Source organism: Rhodococcus sp. APC 3903, assembly GCF_030407755.1.
Lineage (GTDB): Bacteria > Actinomycetota > Actinomycetes > Mycobacteriales > Mycobacteriaceae > Rhodococcus_F > Rhodococcus_F erythropolis.
Genome location: NZ_JASDCV010000006.1, coordinates 278,382 through 299,881 on the forward strand (window position 1 = coordinate 278,382; position 21,500 = coordinate 299,881).

Annotated in this window: 19 protein-coding genes; 14 read left to right on the plus strand and 5 right to left on the minus strand. The window is 63.8% G+C overall.

All coding sequences use genetic code 11. The features are described from left to right. The first annotated feature begins 20 nt into the window (after positions 1-20). Complete coding sequence (locus tag QMA15_RS11325) at positions 21-1,166, plus strand: helix-turn-helix domain-containing protein (RefSeq protein WP_003941492.1); 1,146 nt, start codon at positions 21-23, stop codon at positions 1,164-1,166. 156 nt (positions 1,167-1,322) lie between these two features. After that, positions 1,323-2,576: an FAD-dependent oxidoreductase gene (locus QMA15_RS11330; protein WP_290284490.1), complete on the plus strand. Its 1,254-nt coding sequence runs from the start codon at positions 1,323-1,325 to the stop codon at positions 2,574-2,576. On the opposite strand, the gene QMA15_RS11335 is transcribed toward QMA15_RS11330, so the two are convergent. Next, positions 2,548-3,939, minus strand: a complete 1,392-nt coding sequence (locus QMA15_RS11335) for an amino acid permease (RefSeq protein ID WP_019744479.1) — start codon at positions 3,937-3,939, stop codon at positions 2,548-2,550. The genes QMA15_RS11330 and QMA15_RS11335 overlap by 29 nt on opposite strands. A 189-nt stretch (positions 3,940-4,128) precedes the next feature. On the opposite strand from QMA15_RS11335, the gene QMA15_RS11340 reads away from it, so the two are divergent. The 8 genes from QMA15_RS11340 (at position 4,129) to QMA15_RS11375 (ending at position 12,906) form a co-directional block, all read left to right on the plus strand. After that, the gene (locus QMA15_RS11340; RefSeq protein WP_003941500.1) at positions 4,129-4,599 is read left to right on the plus strand and encodes an SRPBCC family protein; all 471 of its coding nucleotides are present in this window, start codon (positions 4,129-4,131) and stop codon (positions 4,597-4,599) included. A 34-nt stretch (positions 4,600-4,633) separates the two neighbouring features. Next, positions 4,634-5,086, plus strand: a complete 453-nt coding sequence (locus QMA15_RS11345) for a hypothetical protein (RefSeq protein WP_279163240.1) — start codon at positions 4,634-4,636, stop codon at positions 5,084-5,086. Beyond that, positions 5,076-6,095: a MerR family transcriptional regulator gene (locus tag QMA15_RS11350; protein WP_041814771.1), complete on the plus strand. Its 1,020-nt coding sequence runs from the start codon at positions 5,076-5,078 to the stop codon at positions 6,093-6,095. The genes QMA15_RS11345 and QMA15_RS11350 overlap by 11 nt, the downstream gene beginning before the upstream one ends. A 72-nt stretch (positions 6,096-6,167) precedes the next feature. Beyond that, complete coding sequence (locus QMA15_RS11355; protein WP_279163239.1) at positions 6,168-6,881, plus strand: phosphatidylserine decarboxylase; 714 nt, start codon at positions 6,168-6,170, stop codon at positions 6,879-6,881. A gap of 59 nt (positions 6,882-6,940) precedes the next feature. Next, positions 6,941-7,771, plus strand: a complete 831-nt coding sequence (locus QMA15_RS11360) for a phosphatidylcholine/phosphatidylserine synthase (RefSeq protein ID WP_029254795.1) — start codon at positions 6,941-6,943, stop codon at positions 7,769-7,771. Positions 7,772-7,792: 21 nt separating this feature from the next. Beyond that, positions 7,793-9,970, plus strand: a complete 2,178-nt coding sequence (locus QMA15_RS11365; protein WP_003941536.1) for an AAA family ATPase — start codon at positions 7,793-7,795, stop codon at positions 9,968-9,970. A 9-nt stretch (positions 9,971-9,979) separates the two neighbouring features. Beyond that, positions 9,980-11,602, plus strand: a complete 1,623-nt coding sequence (locus tag QMA15_RS11370; protein WP_279163238.1) for an amidohydrolase — start codon at positions 9,980-9,982, stop codon at positions 11,600-11,602. A gap of 65 nt (positions 11,603-11,667) precedes the next feature. Next, on the plus strand, positions 11,668-12,906 hold the full coding sequence (locus QMA15_RS11375; RefSeq protein ID WP_290284498.1) for an HNH endonuclease signature motif containing protein: 1,239 nt from the start codon (positions 11,668-11,670) through the stop codon (positions 12,904-12,906). Positions 12,907-12,995: 89 nt separating this feature from the next. Here the strand turns inward: QMA15_RS11375 and QMA15_RS11380 are convergent, their stop codons facing one another. Genes QMA15_RS11380 through QMA15_RS11390 form a run of 3 tightly spaced genes read right to left on the minus strand, consistent with a single transcriptional unit; the run spans position 12,996 to position 16,085 of the window. Continuing rightward, positions 12,996-14,015, minus strand: coding sequence for a DUF2804 domain-containing protein (locus tag QMA15_RS11380; protein ID WP_290284500.1), 1,020 nt, complete (start codon positions 14,013-14,015; stop codon positions 12,996-12,998). A gap of 2 nt (positions 14,016-14,017) precedes the next feature. After that, positions 14,018-14,770, minus strand: a complete 753-nt coding sequence (locus QMA15_RS11385; protein ID WP_007730096.1) for an isocitrate lyase/phosphoenolpyruvate mutase family protein — start codon at positions 14,768-14,770, stop codon at positions 14,018-14,020. 46 nt (positions 14,771-14,816) lie between these two features. Beyond that, positions 14,817-16,085 (minus strand): cytochrome P450, encoded by a 1,269-nt coding sequence (locus QMA15_RS11390; RefSeq protein WP_019744488.1) that lies wholly within the window; start codon positions 16,083-16,085, stop codon positions 14,817-14,819. 128 nt (positions 16,086-16,213) lie between these two features. Between QMA15_RS11390 and QMA15_RS11395 the strand changes: the two genes are divergently transcribed. The 4 genes from QMA15_RS11395 to QMA15_RS11410 are packed head-to-tail and all read left to right on the plus strand — an operon-like array spanning position 16,214 to position 21,128. Then, positions 16,214-16,849, plus strand: coding sequence for a TetR/AcrR family transcriptional regulator (locus QMA15_RS11395; RefSeq protein ID WP_020968862.1), 636 nt, complete (start codon positions 16,214-16,216; stop codon positions 16,847-16,849). 9 nt (positions 16,850-16,858) lie between these two features. Beyond that, positions 16,859-18,271 carry a hypothetical protein gene (locus QMA15_RS11400; protein WP_099697499.1) on the plus strand — a complete coding sequence of 471 codons (1,413 nt, stop codon included), beginning with the start codon at positions 16,859-16,861 and terminating at the stop codon, positions 18,269-18,271. 13 nt (positions 18,272-18,284) lie between these two features. Continuing rightward, positions 18,285-19,700 (plus strand): hypothetical protein, encoded by a 1,416-nt coding sequence (locus tag QMA15_RS11405; RefSeq protein ID WP_279163235.1) that lies wholly within the window; start codon positions 18,285-18,287, stop codon positions 19,698-19,700. A 48-nt stretch (positions 19,701-19,748) separates the two neighbouring features. Next, positions 19,749-21,128: a hypothetical protein gene (locus QMA15_RS11410; RefSeq protein WP_279163234.1), complete on the plus strand. Its 1,380-nt coding sequence runs from the start codon at positions 19,749-19,751 to the stop codon at positions 21,126-21,128. Here QMA15_RS11410 and QMA15_RS11415 read toward each other — a convergent pair. Continuing rightward, on the minus strand, positions 21,085-21,489 hold the full coding sequence (locus tag QMA15_RS11415) for an NUDIX domain-containing protein (protein WP_279163265.1): 405 nt from the start codon (positions 21,487-21,489) through the stop codon (positions 21,085-21,087). The genes QMA15_RS11410 and QMA15_RS11415 overlap by 44 nt on opposite strands. Positions 21,490-21,500 lie beyond the last annotated feature (11 nt).

A 21,500-nucleotide genomic window follows, 5' to 3' on the forward strand; every position in this document is an offset into this window, starting at 1 on the left:
CGCTCAGTAGGCTCCCACCCATGGACCTGCGCGACGACGACCTCTTCTCCGTTGCCGGTTCTCTGGCCGAATTGCTCGGCGCTCCCGTCACGATCGAGGACGAGAACTCGACTGTCCTCGCGTACTCCGGCGGCGAGCAGGCCGTGGACGAAGCTCGCATCGGCACGATCCTCGGCCGGCAAGTACCCAGCCGATTCCGCCAATTACTCTCCGATGCAGGAGTATTCGATCGCCTCCACCGAGAGAGCGACCCAATCTACGTCGACCTCGAAGACCCTGCGATCACTCCGCGCCTGGTTATCGCAGTTCGCGAGAACGATCACCCCGTCGGCTCGATCTGGGTTGCACTCGCCGGAACACCGACGCCCACACAGGAATCGATACTTCGATCCGCGGTATCTGTCGTGGCCGAGAGAATCGCCTCGGAGCGTGACCGGGTCGACAGCACACGCCGTCGCCAATCCCAGCGCGTCCAAGCTCTGATCGGCGGTGGCGAACCCGCATTCCGCGCCGCAGACGACTTGCGGTTGGCAGGCCCGCTCACCGTCGTCGCCGTCGGAACCGTTGCGGGACCACTGCCGGCGGGACTGGTCGCCTCTTTGAGCTTGTACCTCGACACTCTGGCCGTCGACGCCGTTGCCGCTCAACTGTCCGAGACCATCTACCTTGTCATCGCGACAGACGAGACCAACGCTCGCCGATTGTCCGCCGACTTCCTCACGCGCGCCCGTGGTCGCGAATTCCTGGCAGTGGCCGTCGGCCGGACCGTGAAGTCTGCAAGCGAATCACATCTTTCGCGCTCGGACACCGACCATGTTCTCGGAGCGCTTCGTCATGGCCGGTCCGGCGGAACCGTCGCGGGAATGAGGGACACGTTGGCCTCCGTTCTCGCCCTGCACGTCGCCGACATCATCGACGGACTCGGCGACTCCACACCACTCGGAAGCCTCGAACGTCACGACTCTCAGCACGGCAGCGATCTGGTCGCGACGGCAAAGGCCTTTCTCGAGCACGGCGGTGACGTGGCGAATTCTTCTGCCGCACTGCATGTTCACCCCAACACGCTCCGCAACCGTCTGCGTCGAGGCAAGGAGATGTGCGGCGTCGACCTGACCGACGCCGACACCCGCTTGATTCTGATGCTGCAGTTCAAACTCGCTCGCTGAGCAGGCGCGGCGGTGCGTTGTGCGAATCCACAACGAGGTAGCTCCGACGATGGCCGAACGGCCAGTCCTTTTGCCGCCCCCGCGATTCATGCTTGAGAGAAGAGCCGGATGTGACCGGCGTCTCGGTTCGAGCAGAGTCTGTAGAAGGAGTGCGTCATGGGAACTCGTCTGAGCCCCGATCGTGTGGTCGTGGTCGGTGCGGGTGTTGTCGGATTGTCGACGGCCTGGTTCTTGCAGGAACGTGGAGTCGAGGTCACCGTCGTCGATCGCGACGGCGTCGCAGCCGACGCGAGCTGGGGCAACGCCGGTTGGCTTGCCCCCGCATTGACGCTTCCGCTGCCCGAACCCGCAGTGCTCCAATACGGCTTGCGCGCGATGCTCAGCCCGTCGTCCCCGGTGTACGTGCCACTGACCACCGATCTGAAGCTGATTCGGTTCCTGGTCGGGTTCGCGCGCCACTGCACGCCGTCGAAGTGGCAGGAAGCGATGTCGGTCTACACCGAGGTCAACCGAACAGCCTTGGGCGCGTACGACGAACTCGCCGACGGTGGCGTCAAAGAGCTGACCCGCCTGGCCGATCCTTTCCTCGCCGCGTTTGCGTCCGAGAAGGACCGACAGACCTTGGTGGACGAGTTCCATCACGTCGAGGCCGCGGGCGGCGAGGTCGACTTCGACCTCCTCGACTACGACGCGATTCATTCGCTCGAGCCTTCACTCGGCCAGGGTGTGAAAGCCGGTTTGCGCCTGCGCAATCAGCGTTTCATCGATCCCCCGTTGTTCGTGAACTCGTTGGCGGACGCGGTTCGTGAACGCGGTGGAGAAATCGTCAGCGGTTTCGACGTCACGCAGATCGACGATCGGGTCGGCGGAGTCACTGTTCGCAGTGCACACGGTGATTCACGCGACGGTGACTCCGTAGTCATCTCGAGCGGTGCCCGCTTGAACAAGCTCGCAGCACCGTTCGGTGTGCGCAAACTGGTGCAGGCCGGACGCGGATACAGCTTCAGTGTCAAGCCCGAGCACCTCCCCAAGAACCCTGTGTATTTCCCCACCCAGCGCGTCGCATGCACTCCGTTGCACGATCGCTTCCGAGTGGCCGGAATGATGGAATTCCGCAGCCCTGACGCGCCGCTGGATCCGCGCCGCGTGCAGGCGATCATCGATGCGGCAAAGCCGATGCTCAGCGGCATCGACTGGACTGCGAGGGAAGAGGAATGGGTGGGATCACGACCGTGCACTACCGACGGCTTGCCGTTGATCGGAGCCACGAAGTCGCCGCGGGTGCACGTCGCCGGTGGTCACGGGATGTGGGGAATCGCCCTGGGTCCGTTGACCGGAAAGATGGTGGCCGACTCGATGACCGGCGCTCAGACGCCGACCGTCATGCGCCACTTCGATCCGCTGCGCTGACAGCCGGTTTCACCCACTTGTAGTACGCGCCCGTCAGCAGAACCAGCCATCCGGCACCGACGAGCAAGGCAACTCGGGTGTCGGCGATGACGCCGAGCAACACGATGACAAAAGCCAGGAACACGATCGCGAAGATCTGACCGTACGGCCACAGCGGCACTGGAAACTTCAGTGCCGCTGTTTCGTCTGCACTCATCTGAGCGCGGGAACGGAACTGCGAGAGCAGGATCATGATCCAGACGAAAATGGTGGCGAAGGTCGCCAGCGAGGCGATGACGAGGAACACCTGGTCCGGGATCAGGTAGTTGAGCAGTACTCCCACCAACAGGGCACCGGTCATGATGACAACGGTCATCCACGGAACACCGTTGGCGGAGACTCTCTTCATCACCTGCGGGGCCTGGCCCGCATGCGACATTCCGAACATCATGCGACCCGCACCGAAAACGTCGCTGTTGATGGCGGACAGGGCAGCGGTGATGACAACGATGTTGAGGATCGATGCGGCCGTTCCCAATCCGAGGTTCTCGAAGATCTGGACGAACGGGCTGTTGTCGGAGTTGATGGTCTGCCACGGAATGATCGCCATGATGACGGCGAGGGTGCAGATGTAGAAGAGAATGATGCGCACCGGGACCGTGTTGACGGCTTTCCTGATGGTCTGCGCCGGATCCTCGGCTTCGCCCGCGGTGATACCGATGATCTCGGTGCCGCCGAACGCGAACATGACGATCGCGAAACACGCGACGAATCCGCCGAAGCCCGTCGCGAAGAACCCGCCGTCCGACCAGAGGTGGCTGATTCCGGCATCGGTGTCGTGAACGCCGAATCCGAACACGATGATCGCGATGCCGCCGGCGATCATCGCGATGATGGCGGTGATCTTCACGAGCGTGAACCAGAATTCCAGTTCGCCGAACACCTTGACGCTCAACAGGTTTATCGCGCCGATGAAGAAGACGACAGCCAGAACCCAGATCCATCTCGGTACGTCCGGGAACCAGAACTGCATGTACAGGCCGAAGGCAGTGACGTCGGCAAGGCACACGATCACCATCTCGAACGTGTACGTCCACCCGGTCATGAAACCGGCGAGTGGTCCGAGGTGCTTGTTCGCGTACTCGCTGAACGAACCGGAAACCGGGTTACGGACCGCCATCTCGCCGAGCGCTCGCAACACCAGGTAGACCGCGATACCGCCGATCAGGTAGGCCAGGAGCACCGACGGGCCGGCTCGTTTGATGGCCTCGGCGCTGCCGTAGAACAGTCCGGTTCCGATGGCTGATCCGAGGGCGATGAAGCGGATATGGCGCGCTGTCAGCCCTCGCTTGAGGCCATCCTGCGTCGCGGCGTCGCTGTTCACTTCTCGGTACTCCAGTCGGATGGATCGTCATACGTGCGCGAACCATTGTCCGCTACCACCGCGCGTGTTCCCGCACGACCCTGTTGGACGGCCGTACAGTGACCTGACACACATGGTCCATTGACGGATCGCTTACGATCGACAAAAGTGTTTGTAACTTTACGTAGCATCAACTCGACTGGAGAGACTGTGTCCAACACCCTCGAAGCAAGCATCGACATCGACGCATCACCGCAGGACGTGTGGGCAATCGTCGCCGACCTGCAGCGCATGGGCGAATGGAGCCCCCAGTGCAAGGTGATGAAGGTAATCGGCGGGACCGTGCGTGAGGGCGCCAAGACGATCAACGTCAACCGCAAGGGCCTGCTGGTCTGGCCGACGTCGTCGAAGGTCGTTCGCTTCGAGCCCAACAAGTCGGTGGCGTTCCGCATCGCGGAGAACCGCACGATCTGGTCCTACGAACTCGAGCCGACCGCTACCGGCACCAAAGTGACCGAGCGTCGCGAGGCTCCCACCGGAACGTCGAAGGTCTCGCAGTTCCTCGTCAAGACCGTCCTGGGCGGAAACGCCGACTTCGAGGTCGAGCTCGTCGAAGGCATGAATGCCACCTTGAAGCGTGTGAAGAGCGAGGCCGAGGCGGCTGCACGCACCTCTGCTTGACCCTCGACCTGGTCGAGGCATCAGGATCCGTTCCATGGATCCCGTGATGACACAGATAGCGCAGGCACAAGAATTGGCGAGCTCCGGCGATCGAGCTGGGGCTCGCTCTGCGTTCGAGAAGGTGTGGGAAGAGATCAGCGCCGCCCCCGATGCGCTCCACATCGTCACCCTCGCGCACTACATGGCCGACGTTCAAGACGATCCGGCTCAGGAGCTCTGCTGGGACCTGCGCGCCCTCGACGCTGCCGATTCGTTGACCGACGCGCGAGCCCAGGAACACCACGCATCGCTGCAGGTCGCCGGTTTCTATCCATCGCTGCACCTCAACCTGGCTGCCGACTACCGCAAACTCGGACGCGACACCGAGGCCGTCGAGCATCTGACGAAGGCCGAGGCGTCGGTCGGCACACTCGCCGACGACGGTTACGGCCGGATGATCAGGGGCGCCATCGAGCGACTGCGGGCAGAATTGATCCGTGACCACTAGTTCCGCCCTCTTGACGATCGGCGAGATGTCCAGGGCGTCGGCGCTCCCGATCAGCGCGCTGCGGTTCTATGACAAGGAAGGCGTGCTCGTCCCGCATTCCGTCGATCCGCACACCGGTTACCGCTGGTACACCGACGATCAGCTCCGCGACGCCCGCATGATCGCCGGTATGCGACGCGTCGGTGTTCCGATCCGCGACATGATGGCCGTCCTGACAGGGCCGGAACCGCATTCGTGCCTGGACGCCCATCTGCGCAACCTCGAGGACGGTCTCGCCGACGCCCGCGCCGAACTGGGGCGAATTCACCGGCTGATCGATTCGCTACCTGCCTCCGGCGGCGTGGACATCGACTCGTGGGATCTACGACGCGCACTCGACGCCGTGCTGTTCGCCGTGAACGAGGAATCGGAGTTCCCGATACTTCGCGGCGTCCACCTCGACATTCACGACGGCGTCGCTGCGTTTGTCACCACTGATCAGTTCCGGCTCGCGGTCGCAGAGGTGAAAGTTCACTCTGCTCTGACGGTGTCCGCTGTCGTTCCCGTGGCCTTCGCGCGATTGTTGCGCGATGTCGCCGGCGTCGTGACGCTGACTTTCTCCCCGCGCACGGTGACTGCGTCGTATCCGGGGGGTGAGGTGTCCAGTCCCCTGATCGAGGACGGAGAGTTCCCTGATCACCGAATCCTGCGCGAGCACAACGACGCCGTCGAACTGAGCGGCGACCACCTTGCCGCCCTGCTCAACGGCACCGAGGACAGTGCCGTCGTCAGCGTCGGCGAAGACGGTGGTGCCCGGGTGGATCCGGGCGGAACAGATCCCCGTGAGAGGTTCCGAGTACTGGTCGACCGGCAGCGACTGCGCGACGCCGCCGCAGCCCAACCGGGGCGGCAACTGGTGATCCGAGTAAGCGGTGCGACGCTCCCGCTGGCGATACGCACCGGCGACTGTGTCGGGTACTACTCGTACTTGATGCCACTACAGCCTGTAGGAGAGAAGGCGTTCACGTAATCTATGGATGCTCTACCACCCCGTACTGTCAGTGCGACCAGCAGAAGACCTACCGAGTAGTTAGAGGAGCCTGTGGCACGCCGACCCACACCCCCCGGAACCCCGCAACCCACCGGGATCGGACATATCGTCGATCTGGTTCGCCATGCGATTCCGCCACTTCATCCCGCCGGCCTGCCGTTCGTGCTGGCCCCGCTGGGAGTTGCAGCTCTGGGCCGCAACCGTAAGTGGGTGCGCCGAGCCGGTCTGACCACCGCCGCCGCATGCGCCACGTTCTTCCGTCACCCGCACCGGGTGCCGCCCAACCGCATCGGCGTCGTCGTCGCACCCGCCGACGGCGAGGTGGCGCTGGTCGACAACGCCGTTCCGCCCGCCGAGCTCAATCTCGGAAGCGAGCCGCGCCCGCGCGTCAGCGTCTTCCTCTCGGTTCTCGACGTGCATGTCCAGCGCAGCCCTGTCGGTGGAACGGTCAAAGAGGTCGTTCACCAGGCAGGCAAGTTCCTCTCCGCAGATCTCGCCGACGCCAGCGAGGTCAACGAGCGCAACAGCATGCTGATCGAAACCGCCGATGGTCACGACGTTGCGGTTGTCCAGATCGCGGGACTGCTCGCGCGCCGCATCGTCTGCTACGCCGGTGTCGGTGACGTCCTGCCGATCGGCGACACGTACGGACTGATCCGTTTCGGCTCACGCGTCGACACGTATTTCCCCGCCGGAACCACACTCCTGGTCGAGCCGGGACAACGCACGATCGGTGCTGAAACAGTTATCGCGCAACTGCCGTGAAGACGCCGAAGATGAAGTCAGCCGTGAAGAAGCCGGGAGCCGCCCAACCCGGCGCGAAGATGCCCAAACGCACCCAGGCGGTGCGGTTGCTGCCGTCCGTCATCACCATCCTGGCGCTGTGCGCCGGGCTGTCCGCCGTCAAATTCGCTCTCGATGGACAACCCGGCACCTCGCTCGCGATGATCGGCGCCGCTGCCGTCCTCGATTCACTCGACGGCCGCATCGCGCGACTGCTCGACGCCACCAGCAAGATCGGCGCCGAACTCGACTCACTGGCCGACTCCATCTCCTTCGGCGTCGCCCCGGCCCTGGTCCTGTACGTGACCTTGCTGGACGGCACCAGCATCGGCTGGATCATCGCGTTGATCTACGCGGTCAGCATCGTGTTGCGACTCGCACGTTTCAACACCCTGCTCGACGACGACGACGTCCCCGCGTATGCACGTGAGTACTTCGTCGGCGTTCCGGCTCCGGCCGGCGCACTCATCGCCCTCACTCCCCTGGCCGCGACGGCTCAGTGGGGTGACGGCTGGTGGTCTTCGCACTTCGTCGTCATCGTGTGGACGCTCTTCTCGGCTGCACTGATCGTCAGCCGCATCCCGACGCTGGCGATGAAGTCGGTATCCGTGCCGCCGCACATGGCGGCCGGCCTGCTCGTCCTGGTGACGTTGGCTGCGGCCGCACTCATCACCTACCCGTACATCCTGCTGATCGTTCTCATCGCGATCTACCTGGTGCACATCCCGTTTGCCGTGCACTCGAAGCGGTGGGTGGCAGCACGTCCCGAAACCTGGGACATCAAGCCTTCCGAACGCCGCGCGATCCGACGCCAACCCAACGTCGGTGGCCGCCGCTCGGCCGCTCGTCTCGGATTGCGGCGACCCCGCTAGTCCACGACGTACTCTCGAGAGGTGACTTCGCCGGAACTCGCCCTCACCGTTCGACTCAACACCTCTGCCGCCGACCTACGCCGCGGGGTAGTGCGCTTGCACCCCGAAGCGTTGGCGGCGTTGGGCATCCGCGAATGGGATGCCATCGCACTCATGGGAGCCCGCGGCACCGCGACCGTCGCGGGCCGTGCGCCCACCGGAACCCCGGCAGGCACGATCCTTCTCGACGACGTCACCATGTCGAACGTCGGCCTGACCGAGAACTCATCCGTCGTGGTCGGTCCGGTGACGGTGTACGGAGCGCGATCCGTCTCCGTCACCGGCTCGTCCATGGCGACAAATTCGATCAGCTCGACGGTTCTGCGACAAGCCCTTCTGGGCAAGGTCGTCAGCGTCGGCGACACGGTCTCGCTCCTCCCCCGCGATCTCGGTCCGGGTACGAGCACTTCCGAAGCCACCCAAGCGCTTTCCCGTACCTTCGGCGTCGCGTGGACATCCGAACTGCTCACCGTCACGGCCGTCGAACCTGCCGGTGGTCCGGTCAGCGTCCAGCCGAATTCGGCGGTCAACTGGGGTTCCGGCTCGGCGGGCACACTGACACCGAGTGCGCTTGTTTCCAGTCCGGCCGCCGTCGCGATCGAGCCTGCACCGTCGGTTCCGCTGGATCACCTCGTCGGCGCGCAAGCGCAGGCAGCCAAGCTGACCGAGTGGCTCGGCCTGGCACTCGACGAACCAGAACTGCTCCGTACGCTCGGCGCCTCACCGCACCTCGGCGTCCTCATCACGGGCCCCGCCGGCGTGGGCAAAGCCACGTTGGCCCGCTCGGTCCTGTCCTCGCGCAAACTGGTCGAACTCGACGGCCCGGGAGTCGGTGCCACCGAGGCGAATACCCGCCTGCAGCGAATCGTCGACGCCGTTGCTGCCGTGCGCGGCGGTGGTGTACTGCTGATCAGTGACATCGACGCTCTGCTTCCGGCCACCGCGGAACCGGTGTCCGCACTGATCCTCGAACAACTGCGCAGCGCCGTCGCAACCCCGGGCGTGGCATTCGTCGCGACCTCCGCCCATCCGGAGACCGTCGACGCGCGCCTTCGCGGCCAGGATCTCTGCGATCGAGAACTCGCACTTACCCTGCCGGACGGCGCAACTCGCAAGGCGTTGCTCGAACTCCTGCTCCGCCGAGTGCCCACCGGAACCCTCGAACTCGACGCCATCGCCTCGCGCGCACCCGGATTCGTGGTCGCCGACCTCGCGGCGCTCTGCCGTGAAGCTGCTTTGCGAGCGGCGACGCGGGCGTCCAAATCCGGTGATTCTCCGGAGATCACGCAGGAAGATCTTGTCGGTGCCCTCGAAGTGATTCGGCCACTGTCTCGTTCGAGTACCGAAGAACTGTCGATCGGCAGCGTCACCCTAGACGACGTCGGCGACATGGTCGAAACCAAACAGGCGCTCACCGAAGCGGTGTTGTGGCCGCTGCAGCACCCCGACTCCTTCGCGCGCCTCGGTGTCGACCCACCTCGCGGCGTGCTCCTCTACGGCCCTCCCGGCTGCGGTAAGACGTATCTCGTTCGTGCCCTTGCCAGCTCAGGTCACCTCAGCGTCCACGCCGTCAAAGGGGCTGAGCTGATGGACAAGTGGGTCGGCGCCTCCGAAAAGGCCGTACGCGAGTTGTTCCAGCGCGCACGCGATTCGGCGCCCTCGTTGATCTTCCTCGACGAGATCGACGCCCTTGCCCCGCGTCGTGGTCAAAGCTCCGACTCCGGGGTGTCGGATCGCGTCGTAGCCGCGTTGTTGACCGAACTCGACGGCGTCGAACCGCTACGCGACGTCGTGGTGTTGGGCGCCACCAATCGACCGGATCTGATCGACCCGGCTCTCCTGCGCCCCGGCAGACTCGAACGTCTCGTATTCGTACCGCCGCCGGATGCGGAGGCTCGCAAAGCGATTCTGCGTGCTTCCGGCAAGTCGGTACCGCTCGCCGAAGATGTCGATTTGGACATTCTGGCCGTCGATCTCGAGGGATACTCGGCAGCAGACTGCTCGGCTCTCCTGCGTGAGGCTGCACTCGCCGCCATGCGTCGGAGCATGGACGCGGCCGACGTGACGGCCGCGGACGTGGCAACCGCCCGTGAGAAGGTACGTCCCTCACTCGATCCCGAGCAGGTGGCACACCTACAGGCGTACGCGGACAACCGATAAGGACTGACCATGGCTGCTGATCTGGTTCTGTACGGCGACATCGTGACCATGCACGAGGAAGCACCACGCGCCCAGGCGCTCGCCGTGACGGGCGGCCGGATCACAGCCGTCGGCGCGCGCACGGACGTCGAGGAACTGGTGGGGCCGGATACCCGCGTCGTCGACGTCGGAGGTGCCGCTGTTCTGCCGGGGTTCATCGAACCGCACGGTCACCCCCTGGAAGAAGCCATCGTTCTCGGGCCTGACGTCGTCGACATTCGGCCTGTCACGATCGCCGAGGCGGATGCCGTAGTTGCTGCCGTCGTCGACACTGTTCGTTCGCGAGGTGCTGCCGGTGCTTCTCTGAACGGTTGGGACCCGTTGCTGCAGAAGGGCCTACCCGACCCAACCATCACCTGGCTGGACTCCGTCGCGCCGGAGTACCCGCTCGTGATCATGCACAACTCGGGTCACGTCGCGTATTTCAACACGGCGGCAGCAGTGCAGGCCGGCATCACCCGCGATACCCCCGATCCGATCGGCGGATCGTACGGCCACGACGCGACGGGCGCACTCGACGGATCCGCGTACGAAATGCCCGCGGTGTTTGCAGTCGCGGGCCACGCAGTCACCATCGGTGACGACTTCCCTGCACTGGTGGCGGCCGAATGCGCCCGGCTGAACGCCGCGGGAATCACCACCATCGCCGAATTGTCGTTCGACCCCAAGATGCGGCCCGCCCTGGCAGCGATAGCCGACGCCGGACTGCTCACCACCCGCCTGCGGCTCTACGAGATGTCCAACGACGCGCGCACTACCGAGGCGTCACCGGGCGACGGAAACGACCTGGTGCGCCAGATCGGCATCAAGGTCTGGTCCGACGGTTCACCGTGGGTCGGTAACATCGCCACCAGCTTCCCGTATCTCGATACTGAAGCCACCCGCGCGCTCGGGATCGCCTGCACACACGGGCATGCCAACTACACCGGCGAACAGATCCACGACATCAGTTCCGCCTACTTCGCCAAAGGGTGGCAGATGGCGTGCCACGCCCACGGCGACGACGCGATCACCATGGTTCTCGACGCGTGGGAGCAACTTCTGAAGGAGCACCCCCGGCCCGATCACCGGTTGCGTCTCGAACACGTCGGCGCGATGCGTCCGGATCAGTTCGCCCGCGCAGCGGAACTGGGCGTCACGGTCAGCATCTTCATCGACCACTTGCACTACTGGGGTGACGTTCTGGTGGATGATCTGTTCGGCCCCGAATACGGATCCGTCTGGGCCGCAGCAGGATCTGCACTCGCGGCCGGGCAACGGTTCACCTTCCACAACGACGGTCCCGTCACCCCCGCCAATCCGCTACGGAATATGCAGGACGCCGTCACCAGACTTTCGCCCAGCGGCCGCGTCGTGGCACCCCAGGAACGGATCCCCGTGGACGCCGCCGTGCGCGCCCATACGGTCAACGCCGCGTGGCAGCTGTTCAGCGAAGATCACATCGGGTCCATCTTTCCCGGCGCCTACGCGGATCTTGTTGTGCTGTCGGCAAATCCCCTCGACGTCGAGCCGACCAGGCTGGCCGACATCACGGTGCTCGCCACCATCCTGGAGGGTCGGACGGTGTACGGAGACCTGAGCGCGATCGGCTGATCTCGAACTCAAAGTAGTCCGTTTTGTCCCTGGCTCTCGAAAGTATGTTCGATTAAACTTTCGGTATGAACAGTCGGGAAGCATGGCAGCTGGATGGTGAGGACCTCAAGAGTGAGGTTCTCGATCTGGTGCGCGCCCGGCACGAGTTGCAATCGCGGATGGTGTTGCTGATCGTGGAAATGTTTTCCCGTGACGTTCTCGGCGGGAAGGGTTTTCGGGCGATCGCACAGTGGTTGCACGGTTCGACGAATCTCGAGATCGGTGAGTGCAGTCTGCTGGTCGGGTTGGCGCGGTTGTTGATGCTCGAACCCGTTGTGGGCGATGCGTTTCACCGGGGTGACGTGGATGCGTTGAAAGCCCGTCAGGTGGCGTCGTTTTGTCAGCATCCGCCGAAGAACATGACCCTGGCGGACGTGGACAAGGCCCGCGGGATTCTGCTCGGGTTGGCGTCGAAGAACATCGCGGATTGTGATGCGGTGCGGGCAGCGATTCGGCGGATCGAGAAGCAGTACGGCAAGCGTGAGGACGGCGTTCCGGTCGGCGAGGATTCGGAGCGTAACGAGTTCTACGCCTCGAAAGGCCTGTACGGGAGGGTCACGGTGAAGGGTGATCTGGATGCGGTCAACGGGGCGCGGTTGATCACGTTGTTGTCGAGCCTGTCCGCTCCGACACCGGAGAAGGACGGCGTGAAGGACACCCGCACGCCTGCATTACGGCGTGCGGACGGGTTTTGCGAACTGTTGCGCCGGTACGAGCGGGCGGGGTTGGGTCCGATCGAAGGCGGCGTGAAACCGCACATCACGGTAACGGCCAGCGCGAAAGACATGACGGATCTGCAAGCGTTGAAAGACCTCCTGCCGTCGACGGAGGAACTCGGGTTCGCGTGGACGGATTGGGTGGGCCCGATCAGTATCGATACCGCCCGGATGTTGGCGTGCGACTGCACCGTCACCCGGATCCTCCTGGACAAGAATGGTGTTCCGCTCGACTGCGGCAAGGAAGCAAGAACAGCAACGGTGCCGCAGCGGCGGGCGTTGGCAGTTCGGGATGGTGGGTGTGCGTTCCCGGGGTGCGGGACACCGTCGGGGTGGTGCGATGCCCATCATATCGTTCACTGGAACGATGGCGGCCCAACAGATCTCGACAACCTGATCTTGTTGTGCGGTCACCACCATCGGACACTGCACCACACCGAATGGCGGGTCGAGATCGGCCCCGACCGAAAAACAGTGTTCTATCCACCGATGTCGATCGATCCATATCAACAGCCGATCGGCGGGAACAGCCCACCGACAGCAGCCTGAACGGGCACAAATTGAAAACGCGAGCACCGGGGCACGATCATGCCCCGGTGCTCATGCTGCGTTCCGTCATCTTCGCGGAGACGTACGGCCTACCAGCGGTTCCGAACCTCCTCGGCAAATCCGAGGAGATCTCGAACCACCACGGAGGTACCGTCGTCGAGGATTACTGTGCCGGAGAACTTTCCGAACACCTGATGCTGAATCGAACGCAGCACCCCGACATCGAAAGTCGCGACACGGTCGATGATCGGCTCGAAAGTCATCTCGAAGCGACCATCGTTGCTCGAGAAGTTCCACGGCGCGCCGTCGTACTTTCCCTGCGGGATGCCGAAGTCGATCCTGTCCAGTTTGTGCGCCCGGCCGCCGACAAACACGATGTTCTCGCTGGCCGCCGTAGTGTCGCCGAAGCCGTAACCGATGTTGAATCCGAACCGCTCGCCGTTCACCAGTCCGGATGCAGAACCCCAGTACCAGGTGTTGTCGTAAGTCCAGACTCCCCTGCCCCAATCGAGAACGCCGAACGAGTCTTCCGAGCGAAATGTGAAGTCGTCGCTCCCGATTCGCACGGTCCCGGCAGCGGGCAGGCAGTTGATCTTCTGGTTGTAGTAAAACGATCTGGACGCCTTCGGAAACGGTGTGGCGATCACCATCCGGTCATCGGCAGGACTCGCCAGGAACAGATCGGCATGAAGACCTCGTCCACCGTCGAAAGCCGGGTAGTCGACAATCAAGTGGCGCCCACCGTCCACATGGCGAAACTCGAAGCGAGCTTTACCTTTCGACACCACCACATCACCGTCGTCCGCGCTTTCGGGCAGACCGAGCCTTCCCATCGGGAACGGCAGCATCACGTTTTCGGTGATCTCGTGTGGTATTCGGAAATCGAGCCAGGAGACTCCGAGCAAGCCCATGTACCCGTTGTCGGCGACGGTCAACGCGATGCCGTAATCCGCAGTAAGAACGCAGTAGTAGTCCCACTCCTTGATCCGGAACTTGGGAGCGGTGATCGCAGAGCGTCGATACTTGCGAATCTCCGATGGGGCCCAACCCGTCTCGACCAAATGTCCGCGATCGTCGAGAAGCGGGCCGGGCGACATCAGTGTCTGCATTCTTACTTCCAGCGTCCCAAGATCTCGTTCGCGCGGTTGGCCAATGCCATCTGGAAGAACGGACCGAAGCTCACACGTGCCACTCCGAGCGGACCGAAACTTGCCGGATCGTCCTGGTCCGGGATTCCGATCGCATTGATCGGAAGTGGAAGTTCGGACGTCAGGCGGCGCTGGGTCGCGTCGTCATGCCGCCCGACGGGGTAAAGAACGTCGGCGCCGGCGTCGGCCGCCAGCTTGAGGCGTGCGATGGCGCGATCGACACGATCGGACTCGTCACCGACCTGCTTCACGAACAGGTCGGTGCGCGCGTTGACGACAACGTGAACTCCGGCTGCGTCGGCGGCCTGACGAAGCCCACCCACGAAGTCGGCGTGCTCCTGCGCCTCACGCAAGCGTCCGCCTTCACTGTGGACGGTGTCCTCGATGTTGAGTCCGACAGCGCCGGCATCGATCAACCCGTCGATGAGAACTGCCGGCTCGAGCCCGTAACCACCCTCGATGTCCACCGAGATCGGGGCGTCGACCGCACCGGTGATCTGCTTGATCCGGTGCAGAAGTTCGTCGAAGGTGATGCCCTCGTTGTCCGGCTTGCCGATGGAATCGGAAACCGGGTGGCTGCCCACCGTCAGGGCTGCAAAACCGGCAGCCACCGCAAGATTCGCCGACCACGCGTCCCAGACCGTCGGGAGAATGACCGGGTTACCTGGCTGGTGCAACGCCAGTAGAGCAGTTGCCTTGTCGTTGATCGAAGTCATGCGGTGGCTCCTCGAGATCGTGGGGTGTACCTCTCACCTACCGACTCTAGTGAGCGACCGGGCAGCCTGTGCTCTTGTAATCGACCTGGAACTCCTTGATGCCGTTGATCCAACCCGAGCGCAGACGGCGCGGATCACCGATCTTGGTGATGTCCGGGACGTTGTCGGCGATCGCGTTGAACATCAAGTCGATCTCCATGCGAGCGAGGTTGGCACCGATGCAGAAGTGCGCGCCCGTTCCGCCGAAGCCCAAGTGCGGATTGGGGTTACGAGTGATGTCGAACGTCATCGGGTTCTCGAACACGTCCTCGTCGAAGTTCGCGGAGCTGTACAGCATCACCACGCGCTGCCCCTTCTTGATCGACACTCCTGCCAGCTCGGTGTCCTCGAGCGCGGTGCGCTGGAACGCGGTGACCGGTGTCGCCCACCGGACGATCTCGTCGGCCGTCGTCTTGGGACGTTCCTTCTTGTACAGCTCCCACTGCTCGGGGTTGTCCAGGAACGCGATCATTCCGTGCGTGATGGCGTTGCGGGTGGTCTCGTTCCCTGCGACCGCCAGGATGAGCACGAAGAACCCGAACTCCTCCGGGCTCAAAGCGTCGCCGTCGATGTCGGCCTGGACCAGAGTCGTGACGATGTCATCTGCCGGACAGGTACGACGCGCGTCTGCCATTTGGTACGCGTATCCGAGGACCTCGGTGGACGCGACTGCCGGATCACCCTGGTATTCCGGGTCGTCGTAGCCCATCATCTCGTTGGACCACTTGAACAGCTTGTCCCGATCGTCCTGCGGTACACCGATCAGATCCGCGATCGCCTGGAGCGGCAGCTCGCTGGCAACCTGCTTCACGAAGTCGCCCGGGCCTTCGCTCACAGCGGTGTCGACGATGCTGCGCGCACGACGATCCAATTCGTCGCGCATGCCGTTGATCGCGCGCGGCGTGAACAGCTTCGAAATCAGCTTGCGGAGCTTGGTGTGCTCCGGCGCATCCTTGTTGAGCAGAAGATGCCGGAGCATCTCGACGGCCTCACGTGGCATGTCGTCGGCGAAACGCGCGATCGCGGTGTTCTCCCAGCTCGAGAACACATCGCTGCGCTGGCTGACCTCTTTGACGTCAGCGTGACGCGAGACCACCCAGTAGCCCTCGTCCTGGAATCCACCAACGGTCGGCGGCTGCTCACACCACCACACGGGCGCGCTTCGACGCAGTTCGGCGAATTCCTCGAAAGGGATCCGCTCCCCGAGGACAGCAGGATCGGTGACGTCGAATCCGGCCGGTAGGTCAGGCGTGCGAGTTGTGTCCGAGATGGTCATGGCGTCCTCTGATCGGTCGATTGTGCGCTACACCACAGAGTAGCTTTCACTAACGGGCTGTCAAGTGAAAGACGGAGAGTCTCGTGCAACTGACCCGTGAGAGCCCCCGCGGCACTAGGATCCCGGTAATGACAGATACCTCCGGCAGACTGACGCTGCGAGAGAAGCAGAAGCAGCGAACCCGCGCAGACCTCGTGGATGCCGCCGGCGCGCTCTTCACCGAACGCGGATACGCGGCTGTCACCGTCGAGGACATCGCCGGCCGGGTCGGTTGCAGCCGCGCCACCTTCTACCTGCACTTCCCCGGCAAGATCGACATACTCAAGGCCCTCGGCTCGAACACGGTCGTATCCAGCACGCTCGCGATATTCCAGGATCTCGACCACGTACTCGATTCCGGTTCGCGCGAAGAATTCGCCGGCTGGATCAACCGCGCTCTCGACTGGTGCCGCGATCACCACCACATGATGCGGGCGTGGGACGAGGCCATGGTCCTCGAACCCGAATTCCGAACACTGGCACGCGAAGGCATCTCTGCACTGCCCAACGCGATGCCGTCGTACCTGGCACGCTGGCCGCAGAGCCGACACGACGAGGCGAAACTCCGGGTCGAGCTCCTGCTGACACAGATCGAGCGCTTCTTCATTCGGTGGGCGGAACAGGGCGCGATCACCGCGGGTGCGGACGTCGCAGCAGACGTTCTCACCGACATCTGGTTTCCGGCACTCACGCCGCCCACGACCGATGTTGCGGCGCCGCGATAGGTTGGCCCGATGCCACTCGATCTTCGAGCGATCCTCACCACCGTCGCTGCACTCCTGTCCGGGATACTCGCGGCGCTGGCCTTGACCAATCCCGTTCTTCGCGACTGGGCCATCGTGGCCTCCCCGTCGGAAGTAGATCGCTGGATCAGCAGCGGACCGACTGCTGTCGGACTGGGCGCCGTGATCGCCGTGCTTGCCTGCGCCATCTCACAGCGTCGCGGGTCCCGTCGGGCGGCGTGGATCGCGATCGCCGCCGGCGTCGCCGTCATCGCGATCGTTCGGGCAGTCGTACCCGAAGTTGCGTCACTGGACCTGCTGATCGCCTTGATCATCGTCAAAAGTGTTGCAGCCGGCACCATTCTGGGCTGCGTGGTTGCCGTCAGTTGGGACCGCACTGCCACCAAGAACGCGACACTCCTCGGCGTGCTCGCCACCTTCCTCGCGATCCGCACGTTCGCCGGTGGGACAGCCAGGATGACGACGTCTTCGGTGGGTGAGCCGTCGTGGTGGCTGATCGGCGCCACGGCCGCAGCAGCAATCGCCTGTGCAGTGACCGCGCAAGCCGGCTTCCGGATTCGCAAGCCGGACTCGGGTGAAATCCGCATCGCTCTCGTGGTGATCACCGCGCTGGCGATCGGGCATCGAGTGCTCGGCGCCGTGATCGACCGCCAGCAATACGCGTCCGAGGCGACCGCCTGGATCGTCATGGTTTTGGCGGCAGGCGCTGCGCTCGCCTTGACGTGGATCGCCGCTTACCGCCTCGGCGACGCCTCCGGTGCTGGTGGCAAGTTCCTCTGGGCGGCAACCGCACTGGCCGCTGCGTCGGCCCCGCTCTTCGTCGACATCGCGAAGGGTTCCGGCCACTGGGGAGACCTGAAGTCCCCTTGGGTACTGGTGCTTTTCGCGGCCCTGCCGGTTGCCGTCGGATTGAGACTGCACAAGCAGGTGCCAAACTTCGTGCCCATCGCCGTTCTCGTTGCGGTTCCACTGTCAGAACTACTGCCCTTCGACTCCGCGCACGGCGTCTGGTCAATCGCGCTGAAGATCGCCGCGCTGGGCCTCGCCGCCGGTTTACTGTTCGGTTCCCTTGCTCCCGGCAGCCTGGTCGACGCCACACTCGGACTCGCCATTCCCTTTGCCGCGATGACCTTCTCGTCGATCGCCATTCTCACCGATCAGCTCTCTTTCCCACCGATGATGACGTCGATATACATCCAAGGCCAGCTCGACATCGATGCGGTCTCTCCCCACGGCGACGGAGGATTATTCGGACGCGGCATCGGAATCACCGTCGACTACGTCACCGCTCAGACTGTCGGCACTGCAATCCTCTTCGCCCTGATCATCGGCTTCTGTGGTGCGGCGATCCTTCGACGATCCCACCCACCCGTCGAGGTATCGGAACCCACCGAGACCGCCTGATCGGGACAGACCGATGACCATCGACCTCCGGTCATGCACCGGCGCCCTCGCGGCCTTTCTCTCGGGAATCCTTGCCGCCCTGGCGCTGACGAACCCAGCGCGAATGAGATGGCCTGTTACCGAGCCGCAGTCGAAGATCGACCAATGGATCAGCAGCCAATCCACCAGCGTCGTGGTGGGCGCCATCGTCGCCGTAGGGGCCTGCGCGTATCTCCAGCACCGCGGTTCTCGCAGGCGTGCGTGGGCGTTTGTGTACACGGGCGTCGTAGTGTTGATTCTGATCAGATTCCTCGTCGCCGAAGAAGTCGGTCTTGATCTGCTGAGCGTTCTGGGTTTCGCCAAAACCATTGCAGCCGGACTCATCCTGGGCGGCGCTGTCGCCGCATCGTGGGACAGCCGCCTCGGACGCAACCTGCTGATCATTGGCGTGGTGTCGACGTGGTTGGCCGCACAATCGTCCACCGGCGATTTGATACCCGTCAGCACGTCGTCCATCGGCGAACCTGCCTGGGCACTTCTGTTGCTGACCCTGATCTGCGCAGTGGCGTGCGCAGTGACAGACGACTCCGAATTGCGGATCAGCGAAAGCGAACCGGGCGTCGCCGCAGCCGCTCTGGCAGTTGTCACCGGCCTCGCCATCACCCAACGGATTCTGAGTTCGGTCGTCGACCGGCAAGAGAACCCACCGACGTTTTCGGGTTGGCTGGTCATGGTCGCGTCCACCGTCGCCGTCCTCACCCTGACCTGGTTCTGTGTGAGGAGACTGGACACAACTTCAGGCAGTGGCGGATTCCTTTGGGCTGCAACCGCTGTTGGAGCCGCCGCCACGACGGTGTTCGCGGATCTGACCGACCGCTTCTTTCTCGACGGTGACCGAACCTCGCCGTTGGTGATCGCTGCCCTCGCGATCATCGCGGTCGTCTTCGGCTTGTCGCGTTCTCGACACCGGGATCGCACGATCGCAGGTCTGGCTCTGCTGGCTGCGATCCCGTTGTCGGAGTGGATCTTCGACGGCGAACACGAACTTGCTCTACTGCTCCGCATTGTCGCGCTGGGCGTCGGGTCGGGATTGCTGCTCGGATCCGTTCTGCCGTCGAATCCCGTCGCAGCGACGCTGGGGTTGACGATTCCTTTCACTGCCCTGGTCTTCATGTCGATCGGGCAGCACGAGATCGAGACAGTGTCGTCAACGTACGTTCAACACGATCCGCCCTCGACGTACGTCGAATACAACTCTGAATTGCGAGCCTACGTCGACGCAACCGCGCCCGACGCAGCCTTCCGGGCCGACGCCGCGTTCGTTATCGTCGACGCAACTGAAGATCCGCCACGTTCCGACGCCGCGGCACTCCTGATGTCTGCAGTTGTCGTCGCCACCGGGATCGCGCTCCGCCGCCGCAGCCCCGTTGACACACCGTCACCGGACTGAGACCTCCTATTGCGGTGCAACTGGTACCGGATTGACTATTTTGGAGCAGTGCCCATCGCCCGCAGGACGCTGCTCGTCGCACTGAGTGGTGTGACGGCATTCGTCGTCACCGTCGTCGCTTTGGCACCGTTCGTGAACAGCCAGTCGACGTCGATTTCGACGGGCGACCGATTCTGGTCCATCTCGACCATCGGCGCAGGCGTCTTGGCTGTGGTCGCGGTCGGGACAGCCGCGATGATGGCCCGTTGCCGATTGCGGACCGCGGCCATGACGGTCTTCGGCGGCCTCCTACTCGAACTGCCCGGGCTCTACGATCACAACTTCGAGGCACTCTCGCCCGTCGGTGCGGGAGTCGCTGTCGGCGCGGTGACGGTTGCTGCCGCTCCCCGGGTTCGAGCTGCCTCGGTCGCGGGAACGATTGTGGCCGTGCATGTCTCGGATTCACTCCTGGACGAAGACGCAATTCCTCGGCGGTACGCGGACTACATCGCCGACAACACCAACCAGTTTCAACCACCGGTGTTGGGGGCAACACTGCTCGCGCTCGCTTTGGCCGCCGCCTGCGTCGCCGCGTTCTGGTTCCACGATTTCGACAAGGACCACCCCAAGGAACGGATGGCCGTTCGGCCGGTGACTATCGCGGCGGTGCTCACTCTCTTCGGGGTCGCGGCGAATTGGTGGTTCGAGATCACCACCGTCACGGCGGCCGTACCCCTTCTACTCGTCGCGCTCGTAATCACGGTGATCTGCGCGCGGGTGCTGGGCGACGGCGGTCGAATCCTGCTGATGTGTACCGCCGCCGTCGCAACTCTGGCGGCGGTGTCGGCGAACCGTCCCGCAACCGAAGCCATGGAATGGTCGAAAACCCCCGCCTCGACCGCCGTCGTGATCGGCGTCGTCATCGTCGCCGCGGCAGCAATCGGCGCGATCGCTCCCTCGCGGGTCGTCGGCTACGGATTGCTCCTGGCGGTGACGGTCGCCGGGATCGTCAGCTACGCCACGTCGCCGTCGCCGAAGATCGGTGACGTTCTCGCGATCAGCGATCTTCTTGTCGCCTTCACCTCTGCGGTCGTCACGTACGCGATCGCCAGCGCGATGTACCGAGAGCCACCGCGGACCGGAGCGTCGCGAGCCCTCGTCGGACTCGGTGTCATCTTCGGCCCGACGGCGCTGGCCCTGCTCGTCTATCCGCAGTTCGACTACGGATGGACCGCGTACACGCCGCTCGACGAGAACAAGCCCTTCAACGGCATCACGACGGTCGGCCCGTTCGAAATCTCGACCGACATCCTGATACTCGACGCCGTGGCACTGATCATCGTGGCCGTCTGCGCCTATGCAAGTCTGCGCTTGGGGCGAGTCAATCGATCCGGACCTCCGCCGATCAGTCGATCAGATCCATCGACGCCAGGCGATGGAACACTTTGAGCGATCCCGGCGCCACCTCGTCCATCGCTGCGTACTCGGCGAGCGTGAAATAGCGGAACTCGGCGATCTCGCTGGTCGGGTGCGGGTCTCCGGCCATCTCCGCCAGATAACAACTCATGTGCAGGCCCGTGTCCGCGGAATGTCCGAAAGCGTGAGCCTCGAAGACGTCGAGGAACGTGACCGTCCCGTCGACCAGATCGACGTCGAGTTCCTCCCGAATTTCGCGGTGCAGTGCCTGCTCGGGCGTCTCACCCGGGTCGATCTTTCCGCCGGCCATGTAGAACGCGGTCTTGCCCACGGAGCGGGTCTGGATCAGCTTGCGGTCACGAATGTGCGCAAGGGCGGCGGTACGGATGATCATGGTGGGAGTCG